19 protein-coding genes are annotated in these 25143 nt (G+C 39.9%); 11 read left to right on the top strand and 8 right to left on the bottom strand.

Translation table 11 applies throughout. The annotated features are described in order from the left end of the window. Nucleotides 1-60: 60 nt before the first annotated feature. The 3 genes from ACRD64_RS03495 to ACRD64_RS03485 form a co-directional block, all read right to left on the bottom strand. Nucleotides 61-1848, bottom strand: a complete 1788-nt coding sequence (locus ACRD64_RS03495; RefSeq protein WP_430931775.1) for an ABC transporter ATP-binding protein — start codon at nt 1846-1848, stop codon at nt 61-63. A 64-nt stretch (nt 1849-1912) separates the two neighbouring features. Continuing rightward, a complete protein-coding gene (locus ACRD64_RS03490) occupies nt 1913-2371 on the bottom strand; it encodes a CYTH domain-containing protein (protein WP_430931774.1) in 459 nt (152 codons plus the stop codon). Between the two features lie 309 nt (nt 2372-2680). After that, complete coding sequence (locus tag ACRD64_RS03485) at nt 2681-2914, bottom strand: hypothetical protein (protein WP_430931773.1); 234 nt, start codon at nt 2912-2914, stop codon at nt 2681-2683. A 253-nt stretch (nt 2915-3167) separates the two neighbouring features. Here ACRD64_RS03485 and ACRD64_RS03480 point away from each other — a divergent pair, with 253 nt between their 5' ends. Further along, the gene (locus tag ACRD64_RS03480; RefSeq protein ID WP_430931772.1) at nt 3168-3818 is read left to right on the top strand and encodes a redox-sensing transcriptional repressor Rex; all 651 of its coding nucleotides are present in this window, start codon (nt 3168-3170) and stop codon (nt 3816-3818) included. Nucleotides 3819-3834: 16 nt separating this feature from the next. Here the strand turns inward: ACRD64_RS03480 and ACRD64_RS03475 are convergent, their stop codons facing one another. Together ACRD64_RS03475 and ACRD64_RS03470 are read right to left on the bottom strand one after the other, a co-directional pair. After that, entirely contained in the window at nt 3835-5196 is a 1362-nt protein-coding gene (locus tag ACRD64_RS03475; RefSeq protein ID WP_430931771.1) for a sensor histidine kinase, read from the bottom strand. Beyond that, the gene (locus ACRD64_RS03470; RefSeq protein WP_430931770.1) at nt 5186-6559 is read right to left on the bottom strand and encodes a sigma-54-dependent transcriptional regulator; all 1374 of its coding nucleotides are present in this window, start codon (nt 6557-6559) and stop codon (nt 5186-5188) included. Before ACRD64_RS03470 ends, ACRD64_RS03475 begins: the two co-directional genes overlap by 11 nt. A gap of 360 nt (nt 6560-6919) precedes the next feature. Here ACRD64_RS03470 and ACRD64_RS03465 point away from each other — a divergent pair, with 360 nt between their 5' ends. From ACRD64_RS03465 to ACRD64_RS03420, 10 genes are all read left to right on the top strand, one after another. Beyond that, nucleotides 6920-7597 carry an ABC transporter ATP-binding protein gene (locus tag ACRD64_RS03465; RefSeq protein WP_430931769.1) on the top strand — a complete coding sequence of 226 codons (678 nt, stop codon included), beginning with the start codon at nt 6920-6922 and terminating at the stop codon, nt 7595-7597. Between the two features lie 2 nt (nt 7598-7599). Beyond that, on the top strand, nt 7600-10038 hold the full coding sequence (locus ACRD64_RS03460) for an ABC transporter permease (RefSeq protein WP_430931768.1): 2439 nt from the start codon (nt 7600-7602) through the stop codon (nt 10036-10038). Between the two features lie 202 nt (nt 10039-10240). Then, on the top strand, nt 10241-13243 hold the full coding sequence (gene secDF, locus ACRD64_RS03455; protein WP_430931767.1) for a protein translocase subunit SecDF: 3003 nt from the start codon (nt 10241-10243) through the stop codon (nt 13241-13243). A gap of 186 nt (nt 13244-13429) precedes the next feature. Then, complete coding sequence (locus ACRD64_RS03450; protein WP_430931766.1) at nt 13430-13852, top strand: Sec-independent protein translocase subunit TatA/TatB; 423 nt, start codon at nt 13430-13432, stop codon at nt 13850-13852. A 26-nt stretch (nt 13853-13878) separates the two neighbouring features. Beyond that, complete coding sequence (locus tag ACRD64_RS03445) at nt 13879-14805, top strand: calcium/sodium antiporter (protein ID WP_430931765.1); 927 nt, start codon at nt 13879-13881, stop codon at nt 14803-14805. 80 nt (nt 14806-14885) lie between these two features. Continuing rightward, nucleotides 14886-15536 (top strand): ABC transporter ATP-binding protein, encoded by a 651-nt coding sequence (locus ACRD64_RS03440; RefSeq protein WP_430931764.1) that lies wholly within the window; start codon nt 14886-14888, stop codon nt 15534-15536. Between the two features lie 6 nt (nt 15537-15542). Continuing rightward, a complete protein-coding gene (locus tag ACRD64_RS03435; protein ID WP_430931763.1) occupies nt 15543-16304 on the top strand; it encodes a TIGR02757 family protein in 762 nt (253 codons plus the stop codon). A 106-nt stretch (nt 16305-16410) separates the two neighbouring features. Next, complete coding sequence (locus ACRD64_RS03430; protein WP_430931762.1) at nt 16411-17121, top strand: tRNA1(Val) (adenine(37)-N6)-methyltransferase; 711 nt, start codon at nt 16411-16413, stop codon at nt 17119-17121. A 13-nt stretch (nt 17122-17134) separates the two neighbouring features. Next, a complete protein-coding gene (locus ACRD64_RS03425) occupies nt 17135-18502 on the top strand; it encodes an MATE family efflux transporter (RefSeq protein ID WP_430931761.1) in 1368 nt (455 codons plus the stop codon). Nucleotides 18503-18530: 28 nt separating this feature from the next. Continuing rightward, the gene (locus ACRD64_RS03420) at nt 18531-19247 is read left to right on the top strand and encodes a 2-phosphosulfolactate phosphatase (protein WP_430931760.1); all 717 of its coding nucleotides are present in this window, start codon (nt 18531-18533) and stop codon (nt 19245-19247) included. Between the two features lie 71 nt (nt 19248-19318). On the opposite strand, the gene ispF is transcribed toward ACRD64_RS03420, so the two are convergent. The 3 genes from ispF to porU all read right to left on the bottom strand — a co-directional run bounded on the left by ispF (nt 19319) and on the right by porU (nt 25018). Then, nucleotides 19319-19798: a 2-C-methyl-D-erythritol 2,4-cyclodiphosphate synthase gene (ispF, locus tag ACRD64_RS03415; protein WP_430931759.1), complete on the bottom strand. Its 480-nt coding sequence runs from the start codon at nt 19796-19798 to the stop codon at nt 19319-19321. Between the two features lie 216 nt (nt 19799-20014). Beyond that, the gene (gene porV, locus ACRD64_RS03410; protein WP_430931758.1) at nt 20015-21127 is read right to left on the bottom strand and encodes a type IX secretion system outer membrane channel protein PorV; all 1113 of its coding nucleotides are present in this window, start codon (nt 21125-21127) and stop codon (nt 20015-20017) included. Nucleotides 21128-21184: 57 nt separating this feature from the next. After that, nucleotides 21185-25018 (bottom strand): type IX secretion system sortase PorU, encoded by a 3834-nt coding sequence (porU, locus tag ACRD64_RS03405; protein ID WP_430931757.1) that lies wholly within the window; start codon nt 25016-25018, stop codon nt 21185-21187. Nucleotides 25019-25143 lie beyond the last annotated feature (125 nt).

Here is a 25143-nt window from a genome sequence, read left to right as displayed (position 1 = left end):
TGCCTTCATTACTTCCGAAGCCTACGCTTTACTCATCATCTCATCATCTCACCTTCTTGCCTATGCCGAGTACTGCAGCTCTATCAGCTTTTTGTACTTGCCATTGAGCACCTTCATCAGCGATTCATGTGTGCCTTGTTCTACTATCCGGCCTTGTTCCAATACCACAATTTCATCGGCTTTTCGGATGGTGGACAAACGGTGGGCAATGACTATGGATGTGCGTCCAATCATCAACTTTTCCAGCGCTTCTTGCACCAGTTTTTCCGATTCGGAATCAAGGGAAGAGGTCGCCTCATCTAAAATCAGAATCTTCGGATCGTTTAAAATGGCACGTGCTATGGCTATTCTCTGCCGCTGACCTCCGGAAAGTTGAGTGCCCCGTTCGCCCACAATGGTGTCAAACTTTTCGGGAAAACGCTCTATAAATTCCAGGGCGTTGGCGTTTTTTGCTGCTTCATAAATCTCTTGAACACTGGCGTCAGGCTTTCCATAGGCTATGTTTTCGCCAATACTTCCTCCAAACAGAAAGATATCTTGTGGAACTAAAGAAATCTGCCTCCTCAATGCTGACAGTGGAAAGTCGTAACTATCCACCTGATCGAAAAACATGGTGTTTTGAGGCGGCCGATGCAGCATTAATAACAAAGAGGCTAAGGTACTTTTACCGGCTCCACTGGGCCCTACCAAGGCAATCATTTTGTTACTTTCAATTTGTAGATTGATGTTTTTCAGAACCGCTTGTTCTTTGCGGGAAGGATAGGCAAAATTTAAGTTGCTCAGCTTTATTTTTCCATGCATTTTAAATTTCGGATCAACTTCACTTAATTCCTGAATATCCTCGGGTTCTTCATCATAAATCTTGAAGAGGTCTTCGGTAGCGCCGATAAACTTTTGAATATTGGCATAAACGGTTGCCAATCCTCCGATAGTACCTCCCACAAATACGGAATAGATCACAAAGGAAAACAAATCCCCTGCCACCATTTCGCCCTTTTGCAATAACACGGACCCTTTCCAAACCACAGCAGATATGGCACCAAACAGTCCTAAAATTATAAAAGATGAAAAAGCCCCGCGGTATTTACCGCTGGTCATGCCTAAATCGGCAATCTCTTTGGTCTTTTTTTTATATCGGGCTATTTCCACAAATTCGTTGGTGAAGGCCTTTACGCTCTGGATTCCTTGCAAGGTTTCTTCCACTATGGTATTTGAGTCTGCCACCTTTGTCTGAACCTCTTTTGAGAATTTACGGATAAACTTCCCGAAGAAGCGGGCAAAAACCATGGCGGGTGGTAAGACTATCAACATAAAACCCGTAAGCTGAATAGAGGTGATGGCCAACAGCGCAATTCCTCCAATGATAACCACAATTTGTCGGATGAATTCGGCCAATGTGGTGGTCATGGTTTCCTGCAAAAGGGCAACATCGGCAGAAATACGGCTGTTCAACTCCCCTACCCTTCTTTTCTCGAAAAAGCGCAAAGGGAGTTTAATCAGATGACGATAGCTGGCCAGGCGCAAGGCCGCCAACGACCGCTCTGTAACATTCACAAATAATATGATACGAAAATAGGAAAAGATGGCTTGAAGTATCAATATGCCCGCAATCAGCAAGGCAGTTTGATTTAAATCCAGCCCTAGCGTAGTGTTATTTCCCGCATTTACCAAATCACCCAATAATTTCGGAAAAGCCAGGCTAGCCAGGCTGGAACCCAACAAAAAGATCATACCCAGGATATACTGTATCCGATAAGGTTTTATATATTTATACAATCTCAAGGCACTGGCAATGCCGTTCCTGTCAAGTTTCCCTTTGGGGACGTTTGATGTATCTATTTTTGCCATTACCTCCTGTTAATCTAATAATATATCAAATAGACAATTTAACCGGAAGTTTGTTTTAAAACTGTTACCCCTTTAAAGCCAAATTACGGTTCTTGAAATTCGCGTCGTATGTAACCTCCTTCCCCATCCAAGATGGCGGTGCATAAGAATCGGCCTTTTCAATGGAATCAAATTCAATTTCAGCCAACACCAAACCTTCTAAACTGCCCTGAAATACGTCTATCTCAATAATCCTTCCCTCATCATTTATTAGGTGTCTGTGTTTTTCTATGCGACGATGTTCGGTCAAAGTCCAAAGCTGGTCAAAATGCGCCTTGGAAATGGGGATTTCGACTTCGATGCGGGTCAGTTCGCCAGAAGATTTAACCGTCAACCAATGATTTTCTCCCTTTTCCCGCACCCTAACTTCATTCCCTCCATCTTCTGATGCGATATACCCTTGCCGGATTGGCTGATAAGGTATCTTATTCAAAAAAGAGGGAGTATCTGAAACGAGAAACTTACGTTCTACTTCTTGGGCCATGTAATACTATTTTAAAATATAAAGTAAAGAAAAATATTTTAACGAATCGAGGGATTTGTCATAATCACCTAACTCATTTCATTGTCTGTTAAGCATGCAAGCCAGCTATTCTGTGACATTACTTATCCAGTCAATACAGGATCTTAAAAATCCGGTCGATTGTCGCAATTATAATATAATCTTGACATAAATATAACTTTCATATTTTGCACGATTAGAACCCGGAACTGGCGTCGGAAAGTATATCCAAAAAAAAAGGATGTTACGCTGCAACATCCTCTTTTTTAAAACTATATTTTTATTTTTTTCCTAAATAATACACGAAAGAAGTTGCTTCTCCACTTCCCTTGATTTTTCCTCTCCCAATAATCCTTTTACATGCCCACACAATTGTTTAACAGCTTTTTGCTGTTCTCCTTCCGTTCCCGAAAACAAATCGAAATATGACGTGACAATAGAGTCCGGAAATTCCACGTCCCCATATTGCCCCCATTCTATCAAATATCTGACAGCTATTTTCTCTGCCTTTGTAAAATCGCTCATAACATTCATTGTTTTGATTCCGATTCTGAAATACGCAAAACACATGCCAAATTGTATTTGTCCTACTCAATCCATTATGTAGAACGCTTTTAAATATCGGCTTTAAGTCAAAATAGGAAAAATATTTATTACGGAATATTTTCTTTAATAGAAAACTTATCTACTTTTGAACTTAGATTTTCAAGCCGATCGCACGGCTTATTTTACCTGACAACAAGTCAGTTGAAACCAAACAACAAGCAATTAATAACCAATGACATCAGTTAACAAAAAAAAGGAAGGATTAGTACCGGAACCATCGTTGCGTAGGTTGCCAGTTTATTTGGCTTACCTAAAACTTGCCAAGCGAAGAAATCAGGAATTTGTATCTTCGACTCATATAGCCCGTGACATGGGTGTAGATCCTACCCAGGTAACTAAGGACCTATCATACACCAGCATAGTTGGAAAAACAAGAGTTGGATACGAGGTAATTGCGCTTATTGACGTCTTGGAAGATTTTCTGGGTTTTCGTTCTTTGGACAAAGCCTATTTGTTTGGTGCCGGAAGTTTGGGAAATGCATTACTGCACGACCATGGTTTAAATCAGTACGGCCTTAAAATAGTCGCTGCCTTTGATATCGACCCTAAAATAATTGGCCGTAAAATCGAGGGTGTACCCATTTACCATGTGGATGAATTTCAGAATATGCAGGATAAAAACGTGGAAGTAGGTATACTCACCGTACCTGCCGAATTCGCTCAGAGTGTTGCGCAAACCATGGCGGAAGGCGGTATCAAAGGCATTTGGAACTTTACGCCCATCCGAATTCGCCTCGAAGAAAACGTTGTGATCCAGGACACTTCGTTGTATGCACATTTGGCGGTTATGTTTAACCGCATGCAAAGCATTGATCCCAAATAGAGATTTCTGATTCCGATTAGAAAGTCAGTGTAAATTTTGTCTCCTTTTCCGGTTCTGAGTATGCGTTTATGGTACCTCCATGCAATCTTAATATTTGACGCGACAAACTTAAACCAATACCCGAGCCTTGAGGTTTTGTGGTAAAGAACGGAATAAAGACACGTTCCAACACATTGGGTAAAATACCTGGCCCATTATCCACTACCTGAATTACAATCCTGCCGCGACTATTTAGGTAGGCATTGAGCCCAATACTGGAACCTTCCCTGCCTGAAACCGCATGTATCGCGTTTTTAATTAGATTAATGATTACCTGCTCAATCAAATGCTCATCCGCAGACAATTCCAGTGATTCCGGTTCAATATTAACCCGGCAAGCTATGTTCTTGCTTTTCAATTCCTCTTCGAAAAGGTTGTGTATATTACCCAGCAACTGCCTCACCCTGAAGATGGAAAAATTTGGCTTCGGAATTTTGGTCAAATTTCTATAAGTATTGACAAAATGTAAAAGACCGTCTGTTCTTTTATGAATCGTTTGTAAAGCACTTCCCACTTCCTCCAGTGTCTCTAATTCATCCGCATTAATACCCTGCTCTTTCAATTCCTCGGTCAATTCTTTTAAAATCAGAGTTACCGTTGAAGCTAAGGACGATATGGGGGTAATTGAATTCATAATTTCGTGGGTCAGCACTCGAATAAGCTTCTGCCACGATTCCATTTCCTTTTCCTCCAGCTCTTGCTGAATATTTTTAATGGATACTAAGGTTATCGTACGGTTATGAATTTTAAATTCGGTTGCATATATAACCAACTGAAGCAGGTTATCTTTTTCCTGTACCTTAATCAAGGTGTTCTCGCCGTGTTTAATGCTGAAAAGTTTTTCGACCAACTCCTGGCTAAAACCACTTAAGGCCTGAACATTGCTTAAATTCCTGATCTGAAACAATTTTTTGGTGGCGTTATTGATGAGTTCCACCTTGCCATCTTTCTGAAAGGCGATTAATGCTATGCCTATATGCTGAATAACGGTCTGCAGGTAATAAAAGTTCTCTTCCTTCTCTGCCCTTACTTCCTGAAAATCCTTGATAACCTCATTAAAAGAATTCTTTAGTTTTTCAAAGGACGAACCTTCCCCTTCCACCTGAAAAGTCCTGGTAAAATCGGAATACCGGATTGATTCCAGAAAATTGTTTAAAATCCGATTGGTTCGGTCAATATAATGGATAAAGGCAAAAATCTGAATACCGATAAACCCGCCAATCAAAAACAGGGTCATGGTAAGATCGGTATTATAAATCAGATAAAACAGCAAAAAAATAGATGCCGTCAACACTGCCGTTCTTAAAATAAAATTTATCCTGAAGTTTTTATAAACCATACTTCTCCATTCTTCTGTAAAGCGAAGTTCGCGTCAGGCCTAGTTCCGATGCGGCCTTTGAGATATTCCCGCTGTTCATTCTCAATACCTTTTCGATAATCGACCTTTCCACCTCGTCCAGGTTGTACGAAGTAAGTTCAAGCCCATCCGAAGAAGATTTGGGAGGGGTTAATTGAAGGTCATCCTCACTCAAAACGGGTCCATCGCTCAAAATCACCGCTCTTTCCAATACGTGTTGAAACTCTCTCACATTACCAGGCCACTGATAATGCAGCAACTTATTCAGCGCACTTTTGTTTACTTTAGCCGCTTTTTTATATTTTTTAGAGAAATTGTTTAAAAAGTGTTCTGCCAGTACCGGAATATCTTCGGGTCGATCGCGCAAGGGCGGCAGCTCAATTTCTACGGTGTTCAAACGGTAAAGTAAGTCTATCCTGAATTCGTCTTGCCCTGCCATATCTTTCAAAGGCATGTTGGTTGCGCTAATCAACCTGATATCAATAGGTTTCGGTTTATTGGCGCCCACCCTTGTCACTTCCCTTCGTTCCAAAACCGTTAACAGTTTGCCCTGAAACGGTAAAGAAAGGTTTCCGATCTCATCAAGAAAAATGGTTCCATTCTGTGCCAATTCAAAACGTCCGGGCCTGTCCGCTTTGGCATCGGTAAAGGCACCTTTAACATGCCCAAACAGTTCGCTTTCGAACAATGTTTCGCTCAAGGCCCCCAAATCCACGCTAATAAAAGATTCGTTATTTCTGGTTGAATTTCTGTGAAGAGCCCTGGCCACCAACTCTTTTCCCGTACCGTTCTCACCCAATATAAGCACGTTGGCATCGGTTTGTGCCACTTTTTTTATGGTATTGAATACCTTTTGCATTCCGGGAGAAACGCCAATGAAATCGGCAAAGGGCTGATCCATTATGCTCTGCATCTCATGCTGCTTCTCCTTTAAATCGTGAACCTCGTTACGCGACTGCCTAAGTTTTACCGCAGACGATATGGTGGCTAATATTTTTTCGTTTTGCCAGGGTTTTAAAATAAAATCCGTAGCACCCGCTTTTATTGCTTTAACCGATTTTTCAACATCGCCATATGCAGTAATAAACAACACTACCGCTGCCGGATCTATATCCAATATTTTTTCGAGATACTGGAAGCCTTCCTGACCACTAATGGCATCTTTGGTGAAGTTCATGTCCAAAAGAATCACATCAAAAGTCTCTTTCTTCAAGATATTTTCAATATTAGCAGGATTACTTTCTGTTTTTACAACTTCCACATGTGACTTTAACAGCAGTTTTAACGCAAACAAAATATCTTCATTGTCGTCAACTGCTAAAATTCTTCCGTTTTTCTTTTGCATGAGTATTCCGTTTTCAGTTCTTTTTAAAGATATATATTTTGCGTTAATTGTTCAAAATCGTACGCTTTTTATCAACACCGGAAAGATCAAAAAGAATGCCGAACATGTAATATGCTTGATTGTAAGCCATTAATGCAGCTGGCATAGAAAATGAAGATAATAATTACCTAAATAGTTAGATTGTTGTATGATTCAATAGTTGGGGAAAGCATTCAATGGGCAGCTGTTTAGATATTTAAGGGTATAGATTACTTGATTATTTAATTCATAATGTATTAATTAGCGGTCAATTTAAGCCTATTGAACTGTACGTATTCGAACAGTTACTGTATCGAATACGTACACTTAGATTAATAATATATGTTACAGGCGGTAGAAATATCAAAGGAATACAGAAAGGGGCAAATCATGTCCTCTGTGTTAAGCAATATCAACATTGAGGTAAATGCCGGAGAGTATCTTGCAGTGGTGGGCCCGTCAGGTTCGGGAAAAACAACCTTATTGAATATCCTGGGTTTTTTGGACAAACCCACCAGTGGAAAGCTTGTATTTAAACATCAAAACATTTGTAAATTAAACGACAAGGAAAGGCTGGCTGTTAGGCGACAAGAGATTGGTTATGTTTTTAGTGAAGCGAACTTGATTGACGAACTAACCGTTTCTGAAAATGTGGAGCTTCCCCTTTTATATCAAAAAGTTAATAAAAGAAACCGGATAGAAAGAGTGCGTTTGCTGCTGGGCGAAATGAACTTGTTGCATAGAAAAAAACTCTACCCCAACGAACTATCAGCAATTGAGCAACAAAAAGTAGCTATTGCAAGAGCAATGGTGATACATCCTTCTTTGATATTAGCGGACGAACCGAGCGGAAACCTCAACTCTGCCGAAGGCAGTGAAATTTTAGATGTACTGGGAAAGATCAACGATAATGGAACCGCCATTGTATTATTCACTCATGCCAGGCGAATTGCGGAACGAGCCCGAAAATCGGTTCAATTATTCGACGGCCATCTTTTGTTGGATAAGGTATTGAAGTAAGCATGGAATTAATATTTAATTACATAAAAGTTGCGATAAGATCCTTGTTTAAAAAACGGTCAGATGCTGTTTTGAACGTGATAGGTTTGTCAATTGGGATCACCATCAGCATCTTGGTTTTTATGTACGTGCGTTACGAGCTTGCCTATGATAAAGCATATACCCAAAACAACCGAACATACAGAGTTATTACAAAAGGAAATATCGGCGGAAACGAATTTGAGAACGCGATGACACCGCAGCCTTTATCCGCTTTCCTTCGCAATAACTTCCCTGAAATTGAAAGTGTGGTAAAAATTGTTAGAGGCGCCAATAAACTGGTCACTTATAACGAAAAGAAATTTAACGAGGATAACTTTTTTTACGCAGATTCCAGTTTTTTTTCAGTTTTCGACATCCCCATCATTAAAGGAGATTCGCACCATCTATTAAAAAACGATGAGGACCTCGTTATTACTGCTCCAATAGCTGAAAAATATTTTGGAAACGAAAATCCAATAGGCAAACTCCTTAAGCTCGACAATGGTTTACATTTTTATGTTTCAGGTGTTTGTAAACCGCAACCGGAGAATTCCCATTTTCATTTCGACTTTATTGCTTCGCAACAATCTGTCAGAAAATTGTTCAAAGGCAAAAAAGAATATGCCGAACCGGAGAAACCTGACTGGCTAAGAATCGATTGGTACACTTACTTTGTTTTGCGCAACAAAAAAGATGCAACTTTGCTGGAGGAAAGAATTCAAAAAGAACTTCACAACAAGGTACAAAATCAAATTGCCGGTCACATAGAAAATAAAGATAGTGCGATTAATGAGATCAAATCCCTCTCGTTTCACCTCCAGCCAGTGGAAAGCATTCATTTACATTCTAATTTGGATGACGAACTTGAACCGAACTCCAAATATATTTATGTGGCCCTATTCCTAACGTTGGCCATATTTGTATTGTTGATTACCTGCATCAACTTTATGAATTTGACAACGGCCAGGGCTTCGATACGAATAAAAGAGATCGGTGTGCGTAAATTGGTTGGCGTAAATCGCAAGTCGTTGATGATGCAATTTGTGGTGGAGGCTATCACGTATAGCTTTGTGGCACTTTTCATTGGTTTGGTGCTGGTTGAGCTTTTACTCCCTGTTTTTAACTCCTTGTTCGATTTAAACCTGGGATTAAATCGGATTGAGGGACGTTTCGATCTCTTATATATTATTTTGCTAACCTTTTTGGTTGGTATTTTTTCGGGTATTTACCCTGCTATTTCTTTCTCCCGGCTAAACGAAATCTCTATTTTCAAAGAGGGTTTTCAGCCCCAAAAAAAAGGTGTGATAGTGAGAGGGGTATTGGCAGCTATGCAAATGACGGTAACCACATTCCTTATCATACTTTGTTTGTCAATGCTATGGCAGATCCAATACCTGAGGAACAAGGATTTAGGTTTTAACAGCGATAATATTATTGTTGTAGAACGCGGCTATTCTATTGGCAAAGAACTTGATCAATTTAAAAGGGTACTCAAATCCATACCCAACATACAAGAAGTTTCGGCCTGTTCCATTTTACCCGGAGAAAAAGCCTCACTAAATTCAATTAATTATCCTAGCAAGTCCGGCGACAAACTCGTACTTCTCCCCCTCAATTTTGTTGAAAAGGATTTTTTTAAAACCTTAGATCTAAAATTGGAAGCCGGAGCCATTTGGGATGATAAAAAGAATGAACACATCCCAGATTTGGTTATCAACAAACAAGCACAGGATTTTCTGAAAATGAATAAACCCCTGGGGCAACGAATGACCATCATGGGTAAACACAGCAAGGAATCTTCCATTAAAGGAGTGGTGAAAAACTTTCATTTCGAACCGGTTCAATTTCCCATCAGACCTTTGATTCTGCAGAATATACATCAGGACAGTTTTTACGACAACCTGCTAATCAAAGTTGGCCCCAAAGGCGACCTTAACCACATTATAAAGCAAGTTAATGCCCAGTGGAATAAGTTTACAGATAACGATCCGTTCGAATACAAAATGCTCAACGAAACCTTATCCGATAATTTAAATGAAGAATCCCTGGTTTTAAAAATATCACTGATCATTATGCTCTTGTCCATGTTGGTGGCCTGGTTAGGGTTACGGGCTTTTGCCGCTTATATTGGCGAAATGAAAGAGAAAGAATTCAGATCGAAAAAAATTATTGGGGCATCATCAAATCAAATATTGTCCGAGTTATTTATGTCTATCAGTCATTATGTGCTGCCCGGAATTCTACTCTCTATTCCAATCTCGTTTTTTGTGATTTCATTATGGCTTAATGGTTTCGCATATTATAGCCGCTTGCCGTTACTGTTTATGTTTGTTATTTCAGTAATTGTCTGGGGCATTTGCTTTCTATTGGTGCTAATTCATTCCGGCAAAAGTGTTAAATCAAGCCCCGTTGATATTTAATACGATTACACTGCCGAATACTTTCTCATCCTCACGAAATCTGTATTGATATATTCTTTGGGTTGATTTGGAGCATATTAAATCTAAATAAATGCCCTTGTAATTTAAGAACTGGTATTTCTAAAAAAAAACAATATATTTGCGCAATTCTAGAGAACAGAATCAAATTTAATACGACAATAAAAATAAATCTTAAGTACAGATGCAAAACAAAGGAGCAATCAGGGTTTTTGCTATCCTTCTGGCTTTGGTGAGTTTATACCAATTGATATTTACTTATCACACCAGACAGGTAGAAAAAGAGGCAAAAGAAATTGCATTGGGGGATCCACAAGCAGAAATTAATTATTTGGATTCAATTGCTAACGAACCAGTATATAATTTCTTAGGAATAAGGAAATACACTTACAAAGAGTGTAAGGAAAAGGAAATTAACTTTGGCCTCGACCTAAAAGGGGGTATGAACCTTATCCTTGAGGTAAAAGTGGCCGATATCCTTAAAGCCCTTTCCAATTACAACACGGACCCTACATTTAATGAGGCTTTACAAATAGCTGAACAGAAAGAAAAAACATCTTCCGAGGACTTTATCACACTATTTTATAATTCTTTTAAAGAATTAGATAGCGAAGCTCGTTTGGCGGCCATCTTCAACACGGTTGAACTAAAAGGTAGAATCGACTACAACACGTCCAACGATGAAGTCATTAAAGTGGTTAGAGAAGAATCCTCAAGTGCCATCGATAACGCTTTTAACATTCTTCGTACCCGTATCGACCGCTTTGGTGTTACCCAACCAAACATACAGCAACTTGAAAAAGCCGGTCGTGTATTGGTTGAGCTTCCCGGTGTTAAAGATCCCCAAAGGGTTCGTAAACTATTACAAGGGACTGCGAGTCTTGAGTTTTGGGAAACATATGAAATTGGAGAGTTGGTTCAGAACTTGATTCAAGCCAACCAGAAAGTGATTGAAATAGAAACTGCTAAAGCTGAATTGGCAAAAAGCGACGTACCTTCTGAAGTAACCGAAGAGGTTGAGGCGGTTCAAACAGCCGAAAATGCTGCCAGTGATTTATTAAGCCAGTTAGATTCGGATAGCACACAGGTAGATTCTTTGGCTACGCAGGAAATGAGCAGGTCACTTTTCAGTGTTCTTTCACCAAATCAGCGTCAGCAAGGACCTCTTGTTGGTTATGCCTTAGCCAAAGATACATCAAAGGTAAATGCATACTTGCAAAATGAGCATGTTAGCGCTTTGTTTCCAAAGAACGTAAGATTTATGTGGGGTGTTAAACCACTACCTCAAAGAGAGCTGGCTGATGGAACAAGAAGCAAAGACGAGATTTATGAGTTGATAGCTATCAAAGTTTCCAGCCATGACGGTCGTCCTCCGCTGGAAGGTGACGTAGTTACCAGCGCACGCGCCGAAACAGGACAAAGTGGCGATTATGAAATCAGTATGGGCATGAACGCCGAGGGTTCTAATGTATGGGCTCGTCTAACAAAAGCAAATATAGGTAAAAGTGTAGCTATCGTTTTAGATGGTTATGTATACAGTTATCCAACCGTAAATGTTGAAATTAAAGGCGGCAGAAGTTCTATTACAGGAAACTTTACGCCTGAAGAGGCGAAAGACCTTGCCAACATTCTTAAGTCAGGTAAACTGCCCGCCCCTGCACGTATCGTTGAGGATACGGTAGTGGGACCTTCTCTGGGAGAAGAAGCTGTAAACTCAGGTTTTTCATCTTTCATCTGGGCATTTATCGTGGTACTTGCTTACATGATTTTCTTCTACGGGTTTAAAGCTGGTACGGTATCCGACCTTGCGTTATTGGCTAACATGTTCTTTATCCTGGGAGTTCTTGCTTCTTTTGGTGCGGTATTAACTTTGCCGGGTATTGCCGGTATTGTACTTACCATTGGTATGTCGGTGGATGCTAACGTACTTATTTATGAGCGTATCCGCGAAGAAATGGCTGCGGGCAAAGGTGTTCGTTTAGCTATTGCCGATGGTTATAAGAATGCATTCTCAGCCATTATTGACTCCAACGTAACTACCTTCCTAACCGGTCTCATCCTGTTCGTATTCGGTACAGGGCCTATTAAAGGTTTTGCGACTACCCTGATGATTGGTATTGCCACTTCATTCTTCTCGGCAATTTTTATCACTCGCTTAACTTATGAGTGGTTATTAAACAAAAAGATTGAAGTCAAATTCAGCACTAAATTGACGGAAGGGTTCATGAAGAACACCAAGATTAAATTCTTGGAGAAAAAGAAATCTTTCTTTATCATTTCAGGAATTATACTCTTGGCCAGTGTTATTTCTTTAGCTACACATGGTTTAAAATCGGGGATCGACTTCTCGGGAGGACGCACGTATGTGGTTCGTTTCGAAGAAAAGGTTTCAGCTTCAGATATTCAAAAGGCTTTGGCCACAGAATTTGAAGATGCGCATGTTGAAGTAAAAACTTTTGGTGGTGAAAACCAGGTAAGAGTAGCTACAAACTACATGATTGACGAAAATGGCACCGAAGTGGATAACGTTATTGAAGAGAAACTTTTTAACGGTTTAAAGGGAACTTTAGGCGCTGATGTTTCATTTGAGAAATTCATCAACGATTACCGAATGAGTTCACAAAAAGTGGGACCAACCATTGCTTCCGACATTAAAGCTAAAGCGTATAGAGCCATCTTATTCTCACTAATTGTTATCTTCTTGTACATCCTTATCCGTTTCCGCAACTGGGAATACGGTTTAGGCGCATTGGTTGCGTTGGTGCACGATGTTATTGTGGTATTAGGAATTTTCTCCATGTTATACAGCATAGTACCTTTTAGTCTTGAAATTGACCAGGCATTTATTGCTGCCATACTTACGGTAATTGGTTATTCGATAAATGATACCGTGGTTGTATTTGACCGTATCAGGGAATATTTAGGTTTGCATCCGAAACGCGACAGAGTAGGAGTGGTAGATTCTGCCTTGAACTCAACCATCAGCCGTACCATTAATACGTCATTAACAACCTTTGTGGTATTATTAGTCATCTTCTTATTTGGTGGCGAAGTAATTCAAGGGTTTGTGTTTGCGTTGATGTTAGGTGTTGTGATAGGTACCTATTCTTCATTGTTTATAGCAACTCCAGTTGCCTTCTCGGTAATTGAAGCAAGAGAAAAGAAGAAAATAAAAGCTAAAAAATAAGCACTGTTAACTTATAATTTGCTCACCCTTTAAACCTTTGTGTTTAAAGGGTGTTTTGTTTTTATTATCTTTGGGGAATTAAAAAATACCATTCATCGGATAACTCAGTAATATACTGACTTTAGTGTTCTGATGAATCGTTATCAAGTAATCCGGTTTATAATCTAATAGTCTAAACAAAAAAATATGTATTTCGGTTTGTTTTCTTTTGGTGGTGGAGAAATTTTCATCGTATTGATCGCTGTTTTGGTGTTATTTGGGGCGAACAAAATTCCTGAATTAGCCAGAATGCTGGGCAAAGGAATGAATGAGTTCCGAAGAGCTACCGACGACATTAAGCGCGAGTTCAGAGAAGGAGCCGACGAGTTTAAAAAAGACCTGGAGGACAGCAAAAAGGACATCGACAACCATATTCACGAAATAGGGGAAACATTTACGGAACAGGATGACTACGACCCGTACGAGGATTTGGATGAAGATGAAAACGAAGACAAAACGAGTAAGGATGTTACCTCCATTGAAGAAAACACATCAAGTGATGACAAAACGGATCCTGAAAGCTTCACTCAGCCCCGCCCTAATAAATCAGACAAAACAGAAACTGAATAGAGAAGGAGAATTAAATGGCGTTTTTAATGGTACTGGCAGGATTCGTCCTGCTTTTTTTTAGTGGTGATTGGTTGGTGAAGGCCAGCGTCCAAATGGCCAGATACTTTAAAATATCCACCTTGGTGGCTGGTATTACCGTAGTGGCTTTTGGCACCTCGGCCCCCGAATTGATTGTGAGCCTAAACGCCGTTTTTGATGGCGTACCGGATATCTCAGTGGGAAATGTCATAGGTTCCAACATTGCAAACATAGGGTTGGTACTCGGGATAGTTGCTGTTATTATGCCCATAAGTGTAAAAAAAGACAGCTCTGTATTTTTCGATTGGCTAATCATGATGGTGGCCTCTCTTCTATTTTTATTATTTGTACAAAACCAAAAACTGGAACTGTACGAAGGAGTAATATTCGTGGTTTCCATTACGCTATACTTAATATACTCGGTGTATAAGTCGCGCAAGACGATGGGCAAAACAGGTGAGACAATCCAAACACCAAGCATGAAGATTATCTATGCTATCGGATTATTGACAATTTCAGCCGTTGGTCTTTATTTTGGTTCTGAGTTACTAATTGATGGAGTGGTTATCATTGCCAAGGGATACAATATCAGCGAGCGGGTTATTGGAATCTCGGTAGTGGCTTTGGGCACCAGTGTTCCCGAGCTGGCTACATCCATTATGGCAGCCATCAAAAAAGAAACAGCCATTTCCATCGGTAACATCATCGGATCCAACATATTTAACATATGGGCCATTTTAGGAATAACATCTATACTTAAGCCTGTTCATGTTTCACAAGTATTAATTTCGGTGGATGTGTGGTGGATGATTGGCGTGGCCGTTTTGTTACTGGTTACTTTGTTACCTATGAAACGAAGCGTGATAACAAGGTGGGAAGGCCTGATAATGATGTGCACATATCTATTGTATATGTTTTTACTTTTTAGTTCATAATACAAGAAGGTTCTCATGCATGAATATGTAAAATTCCACAAATTCATGGGTGGGTTCTACTTTTGAATAAATACAATTTAATGATTTCAGCAAAAGGCATCAAAAAACAGTTTGGCGATTTGCAAGTTTTAAAGGGAATAGACCTTGACATCAAAGGTGGCGAGGTGGTTTCAATTGTGGGACCCAGTGGCGCCGGCAAAACTACCCTTTTGCAAATATTGGGCACCCTGGACAAACCCAATGCAGGAAATGTCATTATCAACAATACCCCTATTCAAAATTTGTCTGAGCGGGAATTAGCCAAATTCCGCAACGAGAATATAGGTTTCGTTTTCCAGTTTCATCAGCTGTTGCCTGAATTTAATGCGGTCGAAAATATTATTCTCCCTGCCCTTATTGCCGGAAAAAACAAAGCCCAAAGCGAAGAGAAAGCGCGCCATCTGCTTTCCTTTTTAAACTTAAAAGACCGGGAAACACATAAACCTGCCGAACTTAGTGGCGGCGAGAAACAACGTGTTGCCATTGCCCGTGCCTTAATAAATGACCCTGCAGTAGTTTTTGCCGATGAGCCAACCGGTAGTCTGGATTCGCAGAACCAGGAGGAACTGCATAAGTTGTTTTTTCAGCTGAGAGACGAGTTTAAACAAACTTTTGTAATTGTGACGCACGATTTACATCTGGCACACTTAAGCGACCGGGAAATAAAAATGAAAGACGGTTTTATACAGTAATCGGATATGGATTTTAATGAGCTCAAATCTTTTTTAGATGAAAAAGTACTGCAATACAATGCACCTTCGTTCATAGAAACCGATCCCATATCCTTACCTAAACTTTTTACGAGAAAAGAAGATATTGAAATAGCAGGTTTTATGGCCGCAACCATTTCGTGGGGACAACGCAAAGCTATTATTAAAGCAGGGCATAAAATACTGGATTGTATGGCACATGAACCATACGATTTTGTGATAAACGGAGATATCGATGCAATTCCCGACGGTTCGGTATACCGAACCTTCAAAGGGGAGGATTTAAGATATTTCCTGAAAGCTTTACGCAATATGTACCAAACCCACGGCGGACTCGAGACCGTTTTCACCCAGGGTTACCTGCCCAATAAAAGTATGAAAGATTCTATTGCACACTTTCGTGAGACATTTACTTCGTTTCAAGAACCTGTGCGTACGGCCAAGCACTTGGCCAATGTACTTAAAGGATCCTCGGCAAAACGGATTTGCATGTATCTCAGGTGGATGGTCAGACAAGATAAGATGAAGGTGGATTTTGGACTCTGGAAAAATATCGACTCCGCAAACCTGATGTTACCTTTGGATGTACATACCGGCAATGTGGGAAGAAAACTGGGCATCTTAACCCGAAAACAAAGCGACTGGAAAGCTGTGGAAGAAATTACCGCCAATCTAAGAAAGTGCGACCCTAATGACCCAATTAAATACGATTATGCACTGTTTGGGTTAGGAGTTTTTGAAAAGTTTTAGTTATACCGATTATTTACAGAACCTAGTGCCAGATTCGCTATGCTGCTGAGCACCATTCATGAATATATCGATGTTAGCCGAGGTATTAATTTTAACATAAGGAATCATGCCCAACAACTATTTTAAATTTAAGCAATTCACAGTACATCAGGGATTGGCTGCCATGAAAGTAGGTACCGATGGCGTTTTACTGGGTGCTTGGGCTTCGGTTGAAGGAGCAAAATCAATATTAGATATTGGAACCGGGACCGGCCTCATCGCCCTCATGCTGGCTCAACGTAACTCAACTGCTAGAATAGATGCCATCGAAATAGATGAACAGGCCTGTGAACAAGCCATCATTAATTTTACGGAATCAGCTTGGGCTGAAAGATTACACATAGTCCACACTGATTTCCAATCGTATAAAGTGGATATAAAATATGACCTAATTGTCAGCAATCCACCATATTTTAACCATGCATTGAAAAACGATTGTGAAAAGAAAAGCAAGGCCCGGCATACCGATAGTTTAAGTTTTTATGACTTAATAAAAGGTGCTGGCAAACTATTAAATGCGGACGGTCTATTTTGTGTTGTTTTACCCGCAAACGAAAAAAACAATTTTAAAATGTTGGCATCCCAGAATAACTTATACCTAAATAATGTGTTAAACATTAAGCCAACGCCAACCAAGCCTGCTAAAAGGGTATTAATGAGTTTTTCATTGACAGAAACAAAGTTAACTGAAGAGGAATTAATTGTTGAGGAGTTTGGTAGGCATCAATATTCAGAACGCTACAAACAACTCACTGAGGATTTTTACCTGGCATTTTAATATCAAAACGTTCATGTTTAAATATTGTAAAAAATCGTTTTACCAGGACTTCACTCCCCATTACATGCCTAACATTAAACTGGCCTTACCCGTGGTATTGTCGCAAGCCGGACAAATGGTAGTCGGTTTAGCCGACACCATTATGGTAGGTCAGTTGGGAGCAACAGAACTGGCCGCGGTATCCTTTGCCAACAGTATTTTTATCATTGGTTTAGTGGTAAATATTGGGCTGTCCATTGCCGTTACGCCATTAGTTGGCAAAGCCCATGGAGCTGCCCATCCCGAAAAATGCGGTTACTGGCTAAAGCAAGGTTTATCAGCGAACCTAATCTTTGCCTTGTTGCAGGTAGTCATTATGTATGCTGTCTCCTTCGCTATGCCATTAATGGGTCAAGAGGAAGCGGTGGTTCAAACGGCGAACTCCTATTATTTAATTCTGGTATCTTCGATTATTCCTTTTAGCATTTTTATGGTATTTAAACAATTTGCAGAGGGAATTGCGAACACCAGAATTGCGATGATTATTACACTTGCTGCCAACACCATCAACATCATCCTTAATTACCTCTTAATTTTTGGCAAAGGCGGATTTCCTCAACTAGGGATTGACGGTGCCGGATGGGCAACATTTATCTCCAGAATTATTATGCCCATGGCTTTTGCAGGAGCCTTTATGCATCTATCCTTTTTCAAACGATACAAGGAAGCCTTTATAAAAACAAAAATTCACCTTAAGGAAATACTAACTGTCATAAAGGTAGGCGTTCCCATTGGGGGACAGATGGTTATTGAAGTATTTGCTTTTAGCATGGGTGCCATCATGATGGGATGGATCAACCAGGAATCAATGGCAGCGCACCAAATAGTAATTTCCATGGCCAGTGTTACGTATATGATGTCTACAGGCCTGGCCTCGGCAGCTACTATCAAGGCAAGCAACTACCACGGTGCCGGAGAATGGGACAATCTAAAATATTCTGCTTACGCCATTATTCATAAGGTGATGATATTTATGGCTTTCACGGGTATTTTATTTATTTCGTTACGCCACTTTCTACCCACCTTGTTTGTGGATGATGCCCACGTAATATCCATTGCTGCCAGATTAATGGTTGTGGCCGGTATTTTTCAGTTGTTCGATGGCTTACAAGTGGTTTGGCTGGGCGTATTACGAGGCCTGGAAGATGTTAAAATGCCTTCGGTAATCGCATTTATCACCTGGATAGTATTGGCTCTTCCCATTTCTTATATTTGCACCTTCTCTTTAAAGATGGGTGCAGTAGGCATTTGGATTGGATACCTTACAGGATTATTTGCAGGAAGCGTGTTTTTGCAAATCAGGTTTGCAAACATTTATAGAAAACTAACCTCGATGAAATAACAAATCAGAATCGACTAATTAAAAAAATATGACTGTAGACATAATATTAACTGCCCGAGAAATATATCCCGAAAAAGTTGAAGGGAAAACTGTGATTGTTATCGATGTGCTTAGAGCTACTTCCGTTATGACAACCGCATTAGACAATGGAGCCAAACAAGTTATTCCGGTATTAACTCCCGAAGAAGCCTTCGAGTTACAAAAAAAGATGGGAAAAGAAAAGGTGGTGTTGGGTGGCGAACGAAATGCGGTGCCCATTGAAGGATTTGACTTTGGAAATTCGCCCTTTTCGTACACACCGGAAATCATCAAAGACAAAACTTTGGTTATTACAACCACCAACGGAACCCGGGCCATAGTAAATGCTAAAGGGGCTAAAAATCTTTTTGTGGGTTCGTTCCTTAATGATAGGGCCATTGTTGAAACGGTCAGAAACGAACAGGAAGTGGTAATAGTAGCTTCCGGATCGCACAATTTATTTACCATGGAAGACTCGCTTTGTGCGGGCAAAATAGCGCATGACCTGGAACAACGGGTCGGCGCTCAGCTTAGCGATGTAGCCATTGCTATGGCCAGCTTATACGAGCAAAATAAACACGATATCCATGCTTTGGCATCAAAAGGAAGACATTATAACAGGTTAAAAGGATTGGGTGCTGAAAAAGACCTGGCATATTGTTTTAAGTCGAATGAAACAGATGTGGTTCCCGTTTATACCAAAGACGGAACTTTGGTGCGGTGGTAACATCAAAGAATTGGCAGTAAACCTAACAGGATTACGTAACCTGTTAGGTGTTATCCGTTCGACAATTACCCCTACCCATTCTGAATCAAAACCGTGGCATAAGCGGCTATACCTTCTTGAGTCCCCACAAAACCAAGTTTTTCGGTGGTAGTGGCTTTAATTGCTATATCTTCAACATCCATTGCCATCACCCTGGCCAAAACCGACTGCATCTCAGGTATCAGATCTTTCAACTTTGGTTTTTCCAGGCATATAGTACTGTCAATGTTATTTATTTCGAATCCTTTTCCTTTTATCAAGTCAATTGTCCTGCCTAAAAGTATTTTACTGTCAATACCTTTTAAGTCCTCGGATGTATCCGGAAAGTGAAAACCTATATCGCGCATATTTGCAGCCCCCAGTAAGGCATCGCAAATAGCATGTATCAATACGTCACCATCGGAATGGCCTATGGATCCCTTGATGTGCGGAACGTGAATTCCACCGATCCACAACTCTTCCCCTTCACCTAATTTATGAACGTCGTATCCAAAACCTACTCTTATTTTCATGTATATAAATTTAGACAAGAGATTGTGAGATATTAGATAAGAGATTACAGTCGCTTTCTAATTCCCATCTCCGAATTTAATCCGGAGCAGGCTATGCCCTTGTTTTTTAATTAATTTTCAGTTATCCAACCGATAATCGAATATATGCACCATGTAAGCATATAAAAAATCCCGAACAAAATAGTTCGGGATTGAATAATATAATGTTATAAATAATTATCTTCCAATTTCATCCAGGTTAAAACCAAGAGAGAAACGAATGGTATTGGCCAATGGATTATTCTGGGCCACAGCAATAATGTATGAGGCATCAATGGTGAACATATTAAATTTAAGACCTGCGCCTGCCGTGGCAAATTTTCTGTTACCAATCACCTCATCCTCGTGATAGTAACCAGCTCTAATGGCAAACTGCTCGTTATACCAATACTCACCACCAACCGAGATTCTTAAATCCTCAACGGCAAAGTCACCAAACGACTGGAAGAATGAAGCAGGTACAGAAAGGTCGCTTTTATCGTTACCCTCTTCATTTTTTGCCACCATTATTCTATTTACATCCAGTGAGAAGCCTACCTTGTTGTATCTGTCAATTTCCACATTGTACGCACCTCCTATTCTTAAATTGGCAGGCAAGAATTCCTGGCTTGCCCCATCATCATACGATATTTTTGATCCGATATTAGAAATATTGATACCTGCAGAAACATCTCCTTTTCTGCCGCCCCATTTTACTTGATCCAGATAAAAAAAGTTTAAATCAGCCGCAAAGGCGTTCCCGGCAACAGCATCACCTGTACTTGATCCATTGTTTATATCTGAACGGATATATCTGAAAGCCACCGAACCCGATATATTATCGGACAGTTTTAACGAATAGGCTGCATCAATGGCAAATTCATTGGGATTACCTCTAGCCGTCTCAAGACCTTCGTTATCCGTAAATATGATTGAACCCAATGAGAAATACCTTAACGAAGCACTCACCGTTTGCATTTTATCAATACGGCGAAAAAAAGTAAGATAGTACAAATTGATATCATCTACTAAATCCCTTAACCACGGGGTATATGAAAGGGACACTCCCATCTCCTGATCCAGGAATGCATACTTCGACGAGTTCCAGTGCTGTGAATAAATGTCGGGTGAGGTTGCTACACCCACGTCTCCCATGGCTCCTCCCCTTGATTCAGGCGTAATGGTTAAGAACGGCGTTGTTGTACGCGGAAAGGCTTCTGTTTTGTTAACCGTATTCTGACCATTCGCTCCAACAGCTGAAATTACAATGAACGAAAGGATGACCAACGTTCTAACATATGTGTTATGCATAAAAATGTTCATTAATTATTTAGGACTACAAATGTAAACTCAAAAATTCTAAAAATATTATTGCGCTACCATAAATTTTCCTGAAACTACCCCTTTTCTTCCCGTTTGGGAATAAACAACAACTTTATATAGATAAACGCCAGGATCAAGAGCGGCGCCGTCGCTTGTCTCTGCCTTCATCTCAATGGGCGGAACGCTATCTATCAAAGATATCACCGAGCTATTTTGTTGCGATACAAGCTGGCCTGCCAAATTAAAAAACATAATTTGGACTTCGAGCCTCGAATTTGGATCATCATGGTTAAATGACAAATAACTCTCGATACCTTGTTTAACTGGGTTTGGAAATACAACTGGATCAGAAACTGCCAAAGCACCATCGCTCGATACCATAAAGTTTATACTACTGGTTGACGAATTATTATGCGTATCCCAAACCTTAAGCGTTAAACTGTGACTCCCCTCTACCAACGACGATAATTGATAGTTAAGGTACCCGTGTTTATAGTTATCAATTGCAGCTTCAAAATTATCGTTTAATATGATTGGATTGGATTGGACCCCATCAATAACACATGTAATATCATGGCCAATACCACTTCCTGTTGTGTTAATTCCCGAAGCATCTAAAATTTCAGCTAATAATACGGGATTGTTTCCTACCTTGTCTCCACTACTGAAGCTTTTATTGTTCAACCAAAGGTTTATTTGAGGCCCCTCATTGTCTTCTTCTGCACTATTATCAATCCCCCCTACAATCACATCCGAAAATGCACCGAATGCTTGTTGGGTGCTTTCGTCGGAAAAAGCATAATAACTAATTTTACCATTATCAAAATTATACCTTATATCCTTAGGTACAACAAATTCCAATTTAAACTCACCATTATTAACGCTGGCCGGCCCCTTAAAAATAACGTTGTCAAAAGTTTCATACTGAAATGGTTCTGCACCATCGTTACCCCTGGTGGTAATTTGAGTCTGCTTATCAAACACTGAAACAAAAATTTCACCGTCAAAATCAACCCTCGACGTATCTGACAGGTCCACTACTTCACCCATTAAGCTAATTGCACTCAACGCCTTGATGGTATCTATTGGCCCAGATTCAGCACCTTCAACCATTTTATCATTAATTTTCAAAGTCCTGGTGCCCAGTTCTGGATATATTAATCGAATTGCAGGATCCCCCAGCAGCGAGAAATTTAATTTATTGACACTGGCAGAAAGACCGTTTTTGGTATGCATCATAATCTCGCCCAATGTATACGGTTTGCCATCATCGTCACGCTCAAAGGCAAAATTGTAAAAACTGGTATTAAGTGCTTTATTTAAACTTGAATATACAATTCGGGTCGTGGTATACAACGCAATCCCTCCGCCCAGCGGGTTTAAGAAAACCTCCTCTCCTGCCGAAGTATAATCTTTATCGTCGTAACGGCTAAACTCACAGGTAGCAGTTACAAACAAGGCCAGTTTGTCAATATTGTTCCAAGTGCTAATATGCTCTTTGGTAATAATTCTTTCATGCGCCAATACGGAGGTCCCTCCGTGGCCGGTATAATTGAATACTAGCGTACCTTCATCAATGGCATTTGCTATATCCTCTTCTATTTCGGGTATTGAGTGTCCTGAAATGGTAGTGACTTTTTCGTAATTATCGAAATAAAACTTTGAGATATTGTATTCAGGATGACTCTTTGCCAATTTGATGGTCAAACCATTGGCATCGTCCATATGGATATTGTTATCACCATCATCCCCAACAAAAGTTAAATCACTTTTCCATTGATCGTTGGCTTGTTCGTAATAATATTTGTAGGTTTTATCAACAGCATTCTTGGCTTCTTCAATTGTATTAACAGGAAAACGACCAATACCTATGTCCAATTTATCCGATGTAATATTATCTCCTTCGCCATCATCCAAAAGACCCATATAATCATCCGTTACATACGAGTTGGTATTATGGATAGAGTTATCCGATTGATAGGTTAGAATTTTATCCGTGTTATTCGCAATCCCTTGTCTATTATCATAGGAACCGTCACCAAACAACAACAAGTTTTTAGGTTTATCACTATTGTCTTCTCCAGCCCTATCGTACAACATTTTAACAAAACTACGTATCGCGGTCACATCCGGTTTACCCGATGAAAACTCGTTGTAAATTTGTTCACTGGTTACCACCAGGTACGTTGTACCGTTATAATCATTGTGTATTTGGCCAAGTCGGTTTGCTTCACTTACAAAATCAACATGACTGACTATTACATAATCTACAAAGTCACTGGCATGCAAGTCCTGGTTGGCCACATTAGCTTCAAATTCAGGCGAAGGAAAATTGCCCGTAGGATCAAAGGCCACAAACTGTTTTAAATCGTCGGCTTCATAGTTAAAACTTGAGGAAGTACCCGACGACAATAGACTTATTTTTAAAGGAACCAAAGGGTTTGTGACATCCCAAAGTTCCACTCCCTGACTGTTCCCGATATTATATTTAACCGTATTGCCATCATAGACTACATCTATGTTTCTGAACAAAAGTTCGTCTTCCACAAAGCTCAATTCGCGCTCCACATTCAAACATAAATAATCCAAATAACCAATGGCAGAAGCACTTGTCTCGTCCAATTCGAAATCTATTAATAAGTTAATACTGTTTAAAGTATTGGTAAACTCCCCTTTTAAGAATCCTTCGCGCGCATAATAGCTGGTATGGCTTGACGTATTGATATTATAGATATCCACTCTGTCAATTGTCTCGCCATTGGCTGACATTGCGTAAGACGTTGACACACCAGACCTGGCTGCCAACTTTGCATATGCCTTGGCTTTGGAAGCAGTCCTCACATTGTCAAAGTTGAAATCAAAACTGTGACTTTGCTGAGCGTAATAATCAAATTTTTCCCCGTACCACACATTTCCCGATTTCAACAAGTTTAAGTTATCCTCCTCATGATACTCATAGTCTTGAAAATAATCTACTTCCTGATTGTAACTGTCTGACTGCAAATCAGATTCCTGTACTATTAGCGAAGACGCATTTTTTTCAGTAATAAAATAGTACGAAAAATTACTGTATCGGTGTTTTTCGTGAATGAACATCCCGGCAGAAGTGTTGTAGTCCCACACAACCGGGCCTTCCGCAAAAAAATATATGGCATTATTATAATGCCATATCGCATTTTCCACCAAATCGTCATTACGAAACGCACTATTGTCAGCCGGAATCATCCTACCTCCATTACCGTATATCCCAACATTTTGAGGGTTTGAAATGCCCCAGTCGGCTAGTTTGGAATAGCTAATTTTGTGAATTCCTGTTTTCTCGACACTAACTTTTACCCAATCACCGGAATTAAGCACCGAATTTTGGGCATAATTATCCGATTCAAGCGCACTTTTCAAGGATTTCTTTTCTTGTTTATTGTAAGCGATATTTATCGTATAGGACACCAGCTTCTTAAATGTTTGCGCATCAGCCGGTTTTATCAACGGATCTAAGGTAAAATCAACAAAGTAATTATTCCCACTTTGTGATATTGAATACTGAAAATCAACCTGTTCTTGTCTTACTTTATCAACAAATAAAACATGCTCTTTGGGTGTTGGCCACACAAATTCCATATTACTAATCTGAACAATAATATCTTCAGGTTTACCAGCTGTAGCAAGTTTAATTGATTTTGATAAGGCAGGAATTTCTGTTTCCGGATTGATATCTCCCATATCGGAAAACTGCAGTAACGTAATCTGTTCCCCGTGCTGATCAATAGTTACCGGCTCCGACCACTCTACCGTGTTTTCGTGTTTTTCATTAATTTGCCCATTAAGAGCCATGCTTAAAACACCCAACAATCCCCACAACCCAATCTTTTTAAATCTCATATATCAATGTTTTCTAGCTAACAAATATCTATATCTTGTAAACGCCACAACCTCGCTTGTTGTTTTACAGTGAGCCACAAAAGTAAAAAAAAGTATAAAAAAACTCTTCTTATACACGATTTCAG

It is taken from the genome of Saccharicrinis sp. 156 (assembly GCF_050589685.1).
Taxonomy (GTDB): Bacteria; Bacteroidota; Bacteroidia; order Bacteroidales; family Marinilabiliaceae; genus Saccharicrinis.
The sequence above is the reverse complement of the archived record's forward strand: the minus strand, read 5'-3'. Positions and strand labels throughout refer to the sequence as shown.